Consider the following 12,178-nt stretch of genomic DNA (forward strand, 5'->3'; position numbering starts at 1 on the left):
GCCTGCGCCACCGCCCGGTTCGCTCTCACGCAGCACTCCCCTCGTCGCCGCTCGGCGCGGCGTCCTCACCGCGGCGCGCGGTGGATTCGGTGAATTCGCTGAAACGCTGGTTGGTTTCGTGGATTCCGCTTTCCCTCTCCGAGATCGTGAATTCCATGTGGAACGGTATGCCGGGACGGCGATCCTCGCCGATCTTCAGCAGGAATTTACCGGTACCGGGTGCGGGTGGTCGGGCCTGTCCGGGCTTGAGCGCCTCACCGGTCAACGCCTGCGGCGCAGACCATCCGGTCACCATCTCCTCCTCGGCGGCGGTGAACGGAATCGTGGAATCCAGACGTTTGATCTCCTCCGGCGGCAGTGCGCCGAAGATCTTCGCGCGGGCGCGCTCGAGGAAACCGATCGCCTTCGCGATCGCGGCCTCCGAACCGAGCGACTGCAGATCCTTGATGGTGTGGCTGATCATGATCAGCGAGGTGGCCAGACCACGCTGCAGACGGGTCAGCTCGTCGACGCGATCGACCATGAAGTCGCCCAGGCCCAGCACCTGCCACAGCTCGTCCATGACCACCTGGAAGTAGCGCTGCGCGCCCATTTCGGCGTCGGCGAGCACGTGGGCGGCCTCGACGGAGGCGAATCCGTCTGCCCAGCAGGCCAACATGACCGCGGCCTTGAGCTTCTTGTCGCCGGTCGGGATGTGCGAGACATCGATGCAGACCGCGACCGAGGTGGTGTCGATCGGTGTGGTGGTCTGCCCGTTGAACACCGCGCCGAACGGCCCCTGGGTCAGCGCGCGCAGCGAGCGGCGCAGGCCCTTGATGGATTCGTGGTACTCCTCGGGGCTGTCCGCGCCTGCGTCCAGCATCAGCTGATCGCCGCCCTCGACGATGACCTCGAGCAGATTCTCCATGATCGGCGGATTCTCCGGGGCGAAGCCGCTGCCCTCGCGGTACAGGATGCTCAGCCCGGTCGAGATGAGCGTCTCCTCGTAGTCGCGCACGCGCGCGCCGCGCACCAGTTCGACCAGACCTGCGATCAGGGTGACCTGGCGGGCCCGCAACTCCTGCGTCACCTGGATCTGCAGGGCGGGTAGACCGTTCAGCAGCGGCACGACCGCGCCCAGGACGCCACCGGCCAGCGGGTTGACCTTGCCGTGGCCGTACCCCAGGTCGATGACCTGCCCGCCGACCATCTCCACGAGTTTGCGGTAGTCGGGTTTGACGTCGGCCAGGATCAGCGGCGTGATGCCCTGCGCGACACCGCCCAGCACGATCCGCCGCACCAGCGAGGACTTACCGAATCCGTTGAGCCCCAGCACGAACAGGCTGGGCGCGGTGATGAAACTGCCGCGCATGAACCAGTTCATCGGGTCGAAGCAGACCGGCGCACCGGTGTGCAGATGCGAACCCAGCGGGGTGCCGATCAGCGGCGCGCCCGCACCGACCGACCACGGCCACAGGCCCGCGACCTGCGCTGTGGTGGCCCGGTATTCGACCGGACGCCCGATGACGTTCATCCGGCCGCCGCCCGCGCCGAGATAGCCGCGATCGGTCAATTGCGCTGTGGTGCGGTCGAATCCGTCCTCCTGCGCGGTATCCAGGCGGGCCGCGGCGTTCATCCGGCGCAGATCGTCGGTGCGGATGCGGAAGGCCGCCCAGGCCGCGCGCAGACCGGCGCCCTCGCGCACGGTCATCTCCAGCCGGGCCCGGGTCAGCTCGTCCAGCAGCGGCGGGCCCTGTTTGGTCTGCTTGCCGCCCTTACCCTTTCGGGCCGAGGACTTCGACCTGGCCACCGGCGCCGTTCGCTCCGGGCGCCGGGGTGTGGTGCGGGCGGTGTCACCACCGTTGCGATCGGTCACCCGGCGGCGGTTGCGTTCGGACATCGGGGCGCGACTGCGGGTCAGGTGTCCCGCGTCCGCGCGCTGCGGGTCCGGATGGGAGCCGTTGCCGGACAACGCATCCGGTTCCGGATGCGACCGCGTGGCACGGGGGTCGGGCGGACCGACTTGCTTGGGTAACTCCTGCGGCGGGCGCTGACGCCGACCGCCCTGCCCGTATCGCATGTCCTCACGACCTCTCGTGCGCTGTTCGGTCCCCCGGGCCGCACCGCCCGACCGGTCGGCTGTCTGCTGCTGGTCACGTTCCCGGGCCGTCGGCGGACGGGAAGTGGTGTTGCGCGTACTCGAATCGGCTGTCGCTTCGGCCGCCCCGCGGCCCGTGGCGACCTGACCCGAATCATCGGCGACGGGCGTCCGCGCCGCAGCGGATTCGGTCTGGTTCGATGCCGAGGTGCCGTTCGCCGATGTCGTGCCGTTCGCGGCGGGCGCATCCAGCGCGGGAATGGCACCGGCGCGCGAGGTGGAATGCTCCCGCGTGGTGACCGATTGCTCACGGGCAGTGGTGGATTCGATCGCGAGACGATCGGAGGTGGTGTCCTCGCGCACCGGACGGCGATCGCGCGGCGGCGCGACGTCCCGGGAACGCGAGCGCGCTTCGGTGTCGGCCGCGCGTCCGGCCCGAGCCGCCGCGCCCCGATCCTCTTCGGTACGACGGGGCCGACGTTCCGGGGGCGTGCTCGAACGGTCACGCCCGGAACCGAGTCCGGGCGTGCCGCGGCGGGCGGGACGAACGGGGGCGTCGTCCCAGTCGGCAGGCATGGCGGTACGCGGCTGGCCGGGCGTGTACGCCTCGATGTTCCAGTCGTCCTCACGGCGCAACCCGCGCCCACCGCCGGGCAGCGGATTGCTCGTGTCCACCACGCGCTCGCGGTACCGCGGTGGCTCGCCGCGGGAGCGGATCGGCGCGTCGCCGTCATCACCTGCCATGAAGGATCACCCCGCCAATGCTTTCGGAATGCTCGCGTGCTCCGGCAGAATCACCCCGCACCCGAGCGAGGCCGCGAAGCCCGCCGCCTGATAGCGGTAACACCGCCGGATCTTCAAGCGCGCCTGCGTGGACAGATCGCGCGTAATGGCCTCGATACGCGGCAGATCGCCGCGCAGGGGCTCGGTGATCGTCACCAGCGCCCCGAAGCGGGTCACGCCGTGACCGCGCGCCTGCTCCTCGCGGGCCTGCTGCGTCGCGCCCACCCGCAGGGTGGCCGCCGCCGAGACGACACCGCGCTCGCTCTGCTGTGCCACCAGCGCGTTCTTGTAGTCGTCGTCGACGATCTCGGCGGCGTCGGCCGCCGAGTGCGGACGGTACACGATCGCCACACGTTTGCGCGGCACTTCGGGATTCGGTGCGAGCAGCCGCTGCAGCACCCGCTCGTCCACCGCGCCCTCCGGGGCGGTGTCCATCTCCCAGGTCACCGAGCGACCGCCGTCGTGCAGGAAGTGATCCCAGCGCTCCTCGTGCGAGACCGGCCCGGCATCGGCCCAGTCCAGACCGTGGCCGCCGGGTTCACCGACCGCGACCTCGAGATCGGCCTGCGCGGCCGGATCGTAGCTGCGCCGGATGAACGCGATCACCTCGTCCGCGGACATCGGCTGAGCCCGCACACCCGCCTCGGCCAGGGCCGCACAGATGCCCGGCAGCCGACGGCCGATCTCCACCGCCTCCTCCGCGGGATTCTTGCGGCGCTCGGCAGTGGTCGCCTTGAACGTGATCGCCACGCGCGGCAGCAATTGCACACGCTCCTGGGGCAATTCGGTGGCCAGCTCGTACATCACCTGCTGCGCCAGATCCGGCGCCTGCGGATGGGTGATCGTGGAGACCTCGGTCAGCAGGCGGTTACCGGTCTCGGGAACGGTATCGATGACCGGCACCACCGCGATGATGTCGGAGGTCTGCCCCAGCGAGGCCAGGAAGGTGCCCCAGGCCGCGACCCAGCGATCGATCACCGGCTGATCCACCGCCTCGTGGCCCTGCGGCCAGGCCCGCAGCACGACCGTGTACTGGCCGAACTGCGGTAGGTGGATCATGCCGAAGCTGTAGCCTCCGGCGTCGATCCCCTCGTACAACTTGGACGGCGCCATCAGCCCGGGCAGCCGGGCGACCCCGCCGGGGATCCGGGAGAACCGCCCGCCCCGGTAGACGTGCTCGCCCCGGTTTCGACCGCGTAGCCAATGGAACATCATCAATCCCGTCTCGTAGCCGGAGCGGCCCCCCGACCGCCACACCAGTGGAACCATCACCACGACGCCGATCCCGGCGACGAAGAACGCCGGTTTCGGACCGGCCACCAGCGCTGTCAGCAGCGCACCGATGACCACGACGAAGCCGAGCACCGTCTCGCCCCAGCGCAGGCCGAAAAGACCTGCGCTGCGCGGCTTCTGCCAGAGCCCGTACGAGCGCCGCTCATAGGATTCGGTCGTCGTCATCGTGGAATGGTGCTCCTGCCGAGGTCGGGTGAACGGTTGCCCCAGCCGTCGCCGGCGATGTCGCCCATCGCCGACTCACCGCGGTTGAGACTGGCCGCGGCCGCGCGGGCGTTGGCGATTCGGTTCATCGCGCGGGCCGGGCCGGACGGCGTCGTGGCCGATCCGCTGGCCGTCGGCGGACTCGCGGCCGCCGAGGCGCCGCTACCGCCGCCGCGCGGCGGGGGCACGGGACGGTTACCGCCGCTACCGCGACCACCGGCGCCGCCCGGCGGACGCGGCCCGCGCCCGCCGACGAATCCGGGCGCGCCCGAGGCCGCGGTACCGCGCATGGCGACCGCCTTGGTACCGACCGCGCCCAGGGCCATCGCGCCCAGGACCACGCCACCGGTGGCAGCCAGACCCGAACCGCCGTTGCCGACCATGCCGACCGCCGGAGCCACCAGGCGCATCAGCACCGGCAGAACGAAGGCGACACTGCCAAGCAGCACGATCGCGACCAGCATCCGCTGTGCCTGATCCGCGTCGGGAAGTCCTGCGGTGGAGGTACTTTCGTCGGTGTTCCCGGCGGCCAGGAAGGCGATCATGTAGACGATCGCCGCCACCGGTTTCCACAGCATGAACGCGATGATCCAGCTCAACAGCTTCGAGTAGGACTGCTTGCCGATACTCGTGCCCGACGCCGCGGCGGCCAACGGCAGCACACCCGCGGCGACGACCAGCATGCCCTGACGCACGATGGCGAGCACGATCTGCGCCAGCGCGCCGAGTAGACCTACGATCGCGATGATCAGCACCAGACCCGGCGAGAACGCCTGCAACTTACTGGTTTTCACCATCAACTCGGCGATGTTCTTCGCCTGGCCGTTGGTGGCGTCCTGAATCACCCACGCGGAGAAGCGATCCGAAGCCTGCGTGCCCGCGACGATCACCGCGCCGAGCATCCAGGAACTGAATATCACCCGCGCGAACATCCGGAACGATTCGGCCGCTTCGGATATCAGCGCACCGCGTCTGGCCTCGGCGAGTCTGACCCCGGACAGGATGATCGACACGATCAGCAGCAGGATCTGCGCCTGATAGGTGTAGTCGTTGATCTTCTGGAACAGCTGGCCGCCGTTGCTGAGCCGCTCGTTGGGCACCTTCATCCAGAAGGTGAGCGCCATGATCAGCGCCTGCCCCAAACCGCTCATCAGCGAGTCGACCACCTTGCCGAAGGTGGAATCCCATGCCTTGTCGCGCACCGCGTTGCCGGCGCTGTCGGGATGGGTCGCGGCATTGGCGCCCTTACAGGCCGCCGAGGCGGCATCGCCCAGGGACACCCCGGGCAGTCCCATGTTGTCGAGGTCGTCGTGAATCTGGTTGCAGGTCTGGTCGAATCCGTAGGTCTGGCCGTATGCCACGGTCGGCGTGGCGATCACGACGGTGAAGACCACCGCGAGAATCGTGACCAAGCGCCTGATCAAATGGCTCACCCCTCGATCCGTCGAAGTGCCGCGATGGAATTCGGCCCTGTCGGCCCGAAGCACTGTGGTCAACGTCCCATCACATCCCCTGCTCGCCGCTGCGCTCACCATTTCGTCCACCCATCCAGCGAGTCCACATACTCGGTCTGCGACCCCGAGGCGTCGGTCGGCTTCAGCCGCCAATCCCCGTTGTCCCACACCATGACCAGGCGGACCGCCGCCCAGAGTTGTTTGCCGTCGTTCGTCGGACCGCGCGCGGCCAGCCGCACGATGGCCATGTCGTCGGCATAGTTCTCGATCTGAAATGCGTCCGGCGCCACCAGATATCGGGTCACCTGCTCGGGCTGCTGCTGGGGCAGCCGTCCCGCCGAACGCGCCTTGTCGTAGGCGGCGAGCTGCTGAGCACTGGCCTTGACCTGATGGACGTACAGATCCCGATCGGCCGGACGCGCGTTGAGCCGGTAGGTGATCTGCGCCGCCGCCAGCACCGCGCCTTGCGGGGTGTGCGAATACCCGGTGGCCAGGCCGTCGGCGATCCGGGTCGGACCGTCGCTGGTGGAGAACGGCACCGAGGCGCCGAACACCCGCTGCCAGCCGTGCTGTGCGGTGATACCGGTCGGAGCCGCGGTCAGCCAGTCCTGATCGCTCGCCCTGTGTTCCTTGCCCGGATCCTGCGGAAGTACCTGTCCGGCAGGGTTGTTCGGTACATCCACCCGGCGGCCGAACACGTCCACCGCGGGCGCGGCGAAACCTGTCGCATCCGAGGACCCCGCCGCCGGGGACGGTGCACCGGGAGCAGCGGTCCCACCGCCGCCACCACTGTGCGAACCGCCGTGATTGACGTACATGAACACCCCGACGACCACGATCAGCGCCAGCACCGCCGCGGAGGCGATGCCGCCGAAGGAGATTCCGCGGTCCGAGTCCGCATCCTTGTCCTTCATGTCGGCAGGAAGGCCAGGGCGATCGCGCTTGCGGACGATGCCACGATCGCACCGACCAGGCTCATCACGATGCCGTGCGAAGCGTCGTTGATCGCCATGTCGTCGCGAATCGCGGACCAGAAGCGCCCGGCCGAGATGATCAGCCAGGCAAGGCAGAACAACAGCACCACCCAGAGCAGCCAATCGATCAGCTGCATCAGCGGCGCGAGGACGTCGGCCGGCATCTGTTTATAGGCAAGCACGGGCGCCACGCCCCTATGATCCGATGGCGGCGTTCATGATGGTCCCGGCGCTGGTGGCGATGATTCCGCCGATCATGGCGCCGGCCACCATCTTCGGCGACTCGAGACCCCCGCCGGTCCACTTCTCCCACGCGAAGCGGCCGCCCGCATAGGTGATGCCCATGATGCCGGACAGCAACACGAACCAGGTGAAGTAGCGGACCAGTTTCAACAATTTGTCCGAGGCGGGCGGGGCCTCCGGGGTCGGATTCCCGACCTGGGCGAGCACAGCGCTGTACGTCTCGTGCACAGCGAGCAGGATGGTACTCATCGAGCGTCCTTCTCAATAGGTGAACCGAAAACAAAGCCGTGTACCGGGAGTACACCGTCAGTTACGCCAGGTCGCCGCCCGCCCAGCGGCGGTCGAGAGTGCACGGTCATCGCATGCCCTCTTCCTCGAAATGTGAAGCGTTGCTTACCTTTTCACGAATCAGAGCCACTATACCCGCACCGAGCTGGTCCACGTCGTGCGGAACCTCCTGCAGCGGATCGAGTTTGCGTTTGCGCTGCTGCGGCGGCGGATCGTTGGGCGACCACACCGGCAGTTGCTCGGGTTCGACCAGAGTCCACTCCTCGTACCACGGCACCTGCCAGACCGGTCCGGCCAGCGAGCCCACCAGATCGCGATAGCGGCGGATCTCCGCCGGGATGCGGCCCGGCCGCGCGGCCACCGTGATCAATCCGAGCACCTCGCACGATCCGGCCAGGCCCGCATGATGCTGGCGCAGCAGGTCGTGCGCCCGAGTCAGTCCCGAAATAGTCTCGCGCGCAAGCAGAACCACATAGGGGGATTCGCGCTCGAAAACGCCCGGCCAGCGTCGATGCGAGTCCGCGGCGGGCGCGAGCACATGCGCGAGAGTACTGGCGCCGGCGCCGCCGTGCACACCGAGCAACCACACCAGCGGCGCGCGTCCGGCGCCGGGCACGGGCCGGTCCCAGATGGGTGCGCGACGATTCTCCGGCGGTGCGACGACGCCCGCAGCCCCCGTCGGCTGGTCCGCCGGTTCGGGGTTTTCCGATGGGTTGCGATTTTCCTTCATGGCCGCGGTCATGATGCCACCCCCGCCAGCAGGGTGCGATAAGCCTTGCGCGTTTCGGCGGCAAGTGTGTTGTGTCGCACCAGTTCTCCGCGTGCCAGATGCTGGTCGTAGGGAATCTCGCGGATGTCCCGGACCCACCCGTTGAGATGTTCGCGCAGATGTTTCGCGACCGGAGCACTGTCACCGGGCAGCTGATGGGACACCACGATCGTGGTGTCCCCGACGATCCCGCCGCCCTGCCCCTCGGTCTGCCCGCCGAATTCGTCGTCCAGCCATTCCAGCGTCACCCGCAGCCGGTTGGCCGCGTCGGCGCGCGCCGGAATCGCCAGCACCAGCGCGATATCGGCGTCCTCGAGCAGCGGCCGCAGATGACGCGCGCCGATCGGGCTGCCGCCGTCGTAGACCGGAGTGTGACCGGCGTCGGCGATCGCCCGCGCGACGGTCAGGTAGGTGGCCCGGCGGCGCAGCGGCGCGGAGTCGCGCCACAGCAGCCCGATGCCCGAACTCGCCTGGGACAGACACTCCTTCAGCGGTGCGGGCTCGTCGTCGCCGCGGCCGTACAGCCAGGACTGCAGGCTGATCGGGCTCAGATGTTCGTCCGCGCCGCGCAGGGCCAGATCGCTGCCCGATGCCGTCGCGTCCACCGCGACCGTCGGCAGACCGCCCGATCCCAGTTCCGCGGCCAGACCCAGAGCCGTCGTCGTGGTACCCGCTCCGCCGCAGCCGCCGACCACCAGAATCGGCCGCGGCAGCAGATCACCCTCACCGTTCTCGCGCCGGCTCCGGCGTAACCGCACCACCGGAGCCCTGTCGCGCGTGCGCGAACCCGCCGGGTCGCCCGTCTCGGGCGTCTCGTCGAGCCACTGGCTCCAGTCCTGTCCCATCGTCTCAGCTCTCCTCTTAACCGGCCGTGATTCCCGTGATCAGGGTGCGGCCGCCGACGACCTCGGTGGTCACCGTCTGCCGGCCGTAGGTCGCGGGCGCGCCCCCTGGCCGTTGTTCGGTGACCTCCACCGAATACCTGGAATCCCCGGACGGCGCCACTCGCACGCAGTACAGGGTCCCCACGGGTACCGAGTCGATGCCGCGCTGAATCACTTCCGCCGCAGGCAGACTCGCGTCGGGTGCGACGACCTCGCGGGCGCGCTCGGCGGAACGGTCGACGTAATAGGCGTGCTGGAACCACATGATCGCGTCGGGCCCGGAGCCGGTGCCGCCCGGCTCCGCCCCGCGCACCACATCACCGATGCGCTCGGTCGGACAGGTCAGGACGGTGCCGGTGGTCGCCCCGGTGAGCCGAATCTCCGAAATCACCGGACGCGCCGAATGTGCGGCACCGCCACGAGCATGAAGCAAATACACAGCGAACATCGCGGCACCGGCCAGCAGCAGCACCGCAACCGCCAGGACGATCGCGACGCGCAGACTCCCGGCCCCGGCCTGCTGACGCAGACTGCGCGGCGCGGTCGCCGCGCCGGGACCGCCCCGCCGACGGCCGGTGCGACGCCGCGGAATCCAGCTCCGGCGCGCACTCTCCCCGCGCCCGCCGCCGCTCGAATCGGGCCAGTCGTCGAGCCAGTCGGCGGAGTTGCCCGGCCAGTCGTCCTCGTCGTGCGGGGCGGGAGAGCGGCGCGCACGCGGATCCTCGTCCTGGCGCGCGGACTCCTCGGTGGCGGAACCACTCCGCGAACCGCGCTCCCGCGGTCCTACGGCGTCAGCCGCATCGTCGGCCCGCGATCGACGGGGGCGGCGGGCCGGGGCCTGCGCCTCCTCGTCCCACGGGAACTGCACCAGCTCGGCGTCGCGCACGGGATAGTCGTCGTCCGGGCCGGGAGCGTGATCACCCGCGACCCAATCCGACCAGCCGCCGACGAATTCGGCGCGACGCGTACCGGCCTCCCCGGCGAACGGGACCTCGAACGGTTCGGGCTCGGTCTCCCGGATGTAGTGCGGGTACTGACCCGCACCCCCTTCGCTCAGCGCCTGCTCGATCTCGGGATCGGCGGCCTTCGGCGATGCCGCGGCGTCCCGCGGCTCGAGGGCCGGGAACCAGTGCTGCACATCTTTGTACGAGTTCAACATTCCCCCATCCCCGCAGAGCCAGGCACCTCGTGCGACATCGTCGGACCCTCTCGGCGATCAGTTCGTGGTGAACGGGTAGTCGGTGTCGAAATCGTCGATGGGCACGACCGTCGCCACGCCACCAGGGGCGGCACAGCCGCGGTCTGTCCCGAACGGAAATTCTCCCGTACCCGACGAATTCGGCGAACTCGACGCGCCGCATGCGGCGGCCGAGATTCCGCCGACCAGGCTTTTCACATTCTCACACCGGCCCCGAACGTGGCGATTCACGCAGGTCGCGCCCGTGCAGCGGGACGCGGATTCACCGGGCAGGAAGACCCGATGCCGCACCTCGCACCGGAGGGCCGAAAAGTGAAACGATGACGGACCAACAACCACGGCGGTAACGCGAGGTAGATCCGGTCGAATGTCCAAGGCGGACAACGTCGCAGCGACACCGTTGCCGAGGGGGTTCGGGAGGGTTGGCACCAGCTGCGGATACGCCTGCGCTCGCGTGGTGCTCGCCGAAGCGTCACCCGCGATCGCGACCAGCCTGCTCGAGGTTGTGCGCGCGGTCAGCATCGTCCGACCCCCTTAACCAGCTGTGTGCAAGGCGTTCGGAGGGCCGAGAGCCGCGGCGAGCGAGAGCAGTCGGTGATCGGTTCGAGTTGCCGCCGTTGCCGTGTGAGCCCCGAAACGCAATAGACCGTAACAGAATCCGGCGAACTCTGCAGTGCATCCTGCGGGATGCGACCTCGAGACGGGAAGGATCCTCGCGTCGGACATCGCCGCACCGGAAGAATTTTCGAGGTCGCGCCCACGAGACGCCGACATTGGCAACAGCTCAGCTATCGAAGCCCGCTACCGAACGAAGCGAATCGGACAGCAAAGAACCCGCGCCGCAACCGAATTGCACGCCGGAAAATTGCCAGCATTCGCACGTTCATGCACAAACTCTCGAATTGCCGCGTAGACAACGCTAATTCGCATTCGCGAAAGTTTCGCCGGTTGTGATTTCGGCGTGCGAACCGGCGGGCACTCGCGGGCCACACCCGATCCACAGCGGACGTGGACAGCGACCCTCACGATGTCGCGGACGCACACCGTCCGCCCCCGAAGGCGCTCGCCGGGGGGCTCGAGCGAGTTGCCAGGATGGTCCGGGCAGACTGAGCACGTGGCTCAACTACCCCTGGCAGCCGTGGGCTGCGCATTCATCGGCGCGGTGATGTTCGCCGTGTCCGCAGTGGCGCAGCAGCGGGCGGCGGCCGACGTGCCCGAGGGCGACGCCCTGCTCGCCCGATTGATCCGCAATCCGCGCTGGTGGGCGGGGATCGTCGGCGATGCGGGCGGATTCGGTTTCCAGGTGGCGGCCCTGGCCATGGGTTCGGTGCTGGTCGTCCAGCCGATCCTGGTGACCTCCCTGGTCTTCGCACTTCCGCTCGCCGCGCACTACAGCGGGCGGCGAGTGACGCCGATGATGTGGGCGCAGGCCGCCGCGCTGTCGGCCGCGCTGGCGGTCTTCCTCGTCGTCGGAGATCCGACCGAGGGCCACACCGACGCACCCTGGCATCGCTGGATCGGCCCGCTGGGTCTGCTGGGCGGACTGATCGTGGTAGGCATCGTGGTCGCCACCGCGGTCCGCATTCCCGCCTTGCAGGCGCTGCTGCTCGGCACCGCCGCCGGTCTGCTGTTCGGCATCTCCGCCGCCCTGACCGAACATGTCACCGAGCTGTTCGGCCAGGGGCTGGGCCCGGTGCTGACCAGCTGGCAGCCCTACACGCTGGTCGCCGCCGGAATCGCGGGACTCTACCTGCAACAACGCGGCTACCAGGTCGGGCCGCTGTCCGCCTCACTCCCCGCGTTCACCGTGGCCGAACCGCTCGGGGCGGCGTTCATCGGACTCACCGTCCTGGACGAACGCCTGCGCAGCGGTCCGGTCGGCACGGGTTTCGTGTTGGTCTCGGTGATCGTGATGTGCGTGGGCGCGGTCCTGCTGTCCCGGGCACAGGCGGCCGGCACGGTCTCGGAGGCCGTGGCCGGGTGACCACCGCTCCCCCGCGACCGTCACCGG

Annotated in this window: 10 protein-coding genes; 1 reads left to right on the plus strand and 9 read right to left on the minus strand. The window is 69.1% G+C overall.

Going from position 1 to position 12,178, the window contains the following annotated elements; translation table 11 throughout:
• Positions 1-25 precede the first annotated feature (25 nt).
• The 9 genes from ON40_RS54700 to ON40_RS19850 all read right to left on the minus strand — a co-directional run bounded on the left by ON40_RS54700 (position 26) and on the right by ON40_RS19850 (position 10,128).
• Positions 26-2,821: a hypothetical protein gene (locus ON40_RS54700; RefSeq protein ID WP_245567902.1), complete on the minus strand. Its 2,796-nt coding sequence runs from the start codon at positions 2,819-2,821 to the stop codon at positions 26-28.
• A 6-nt stretch (positions 2,822-2,827) separates the two neighbouring features.
• Entirely contained in the window at positions 2,828-4,318 is a 1,491-nt protein-coding gene (locus ON40_RS19815; RefSeq protein ID WP_040825044.1) for an SCO6880 family protein, read from the minus strand.
• Positions 4,315-5,790 carry a conjugal transfer protein TraG N-terminal domain-containing protein gene (locus ON40_RS19820; protein ID WP_245567903.1) on the minus strand — a complete coding sequence of 492 codons (1,476 nt, stop codon included), beginning with the start codon at positions 5,788-5,790 and terminating at the stop codon, positions 4,315-4,317. The genes ON40_RS19815 and ON40_RS19820 overlap by 4 nt, the downstream gene beginning before the upstream one ends.
• Positions 5,791-5,885: 95 nt before the next feature.
• On the minus strand, positions 5,886-6,725 hold the full coding sequence (locus tag ON40_RS19825) for a DUF8175 domain-containg protein (protein ID WP_040825045.1): 840 nt from the start codon (positions 6,723-6,725) through the stop codon (positions 5,886-5,888).
• Entirely contained in the window at positions 6,722-6,976 is a 255-nt protein-coding gene (locus ON40_RS19830) for a hypothetical protein (RefSeq protein WP_245567904.1), read from the minus strand. The genes ON40_RS19825 and ON40_RS19830 overlap by 4 nt, the downstream gene beginning before the upstream one ends.
• Positions 6,977-6,980: 4 nt before the next feature.
• Complete coding sequence (locus ON40_RS19835) at positions 6,981-7,277, minus strand: hypothetical protein (RefSeq protein ID WP_040825046.1); 297 nt, start codon at positions 7,275-7,277, stop codon at positions 6,981-6,983.
• Between the two features lie 106 nt (positions 7,278-7,383).
• Positions 7,384-8,058: a hypothetical protein gene (locus ON40_RS19840; protein WP_040825048.1), complete on the minus strand. Its 675-nt coding sequence runs from the start codon at positions 8,056-8,058 to the stop codon at positions 7,384-7,386.
• On the minus strand, positions 8,055-8,930 hold the full coding sequence (locus tag ON40_RS19845; RefSeq protein WP_040825049.1) for a MinD/ParA family ATP-binding protein: 876 nt from the start codon (positions 8,928-8,930) through the stop codon (positions 8,055-8,057). The genes ON40_RS19840 and ON40_RS19845 overlap by 4 nt, the downstream gene beginning before the upstream one ends.
• Before the next feature lie 16 nt (positions 8,931-8,946).
• Positions 8,947-10,128: a DUF8176 domain-containing protein gene (locus ON40_RS19850; protein WP_040825050.1), complete on the minus strand. Its 1,182-nt coding sequence runs from the start codon at positions 10,126-10,128 to the stop codon at positions 8,947-8,949.
• 1,153 nt (positions 10,129-11,281) lie between these two features.
• On the opposite strand from ON40_RS19850, the gene ON40_RS19860 reads away from it, so the two are divergent.
• Positions 11,282-12,151, plus strand: coding sequence for a DMT family transporter (locus tag ON40_RS19860; RefSeq protein ID WP_040825053.1), 870 nt, complete (start codon positions 11,282-11,284; stop codon positions 12,149-12,151).
• Positions 12,152-12,178: the final 27 nt, after the last annotated feature.

The sequence above is a fragment of the Nocardia jiangxiensis NBRC 101359 genome, assembly GCF_000308615.1.
Classification (GTDB): domain Bacteria; phylum Actinomycetota; class Actinomycetes; order Mycobacteriales; family Mycobacteriaceae; genus Nocardia; species Nocardia jiangxiensis.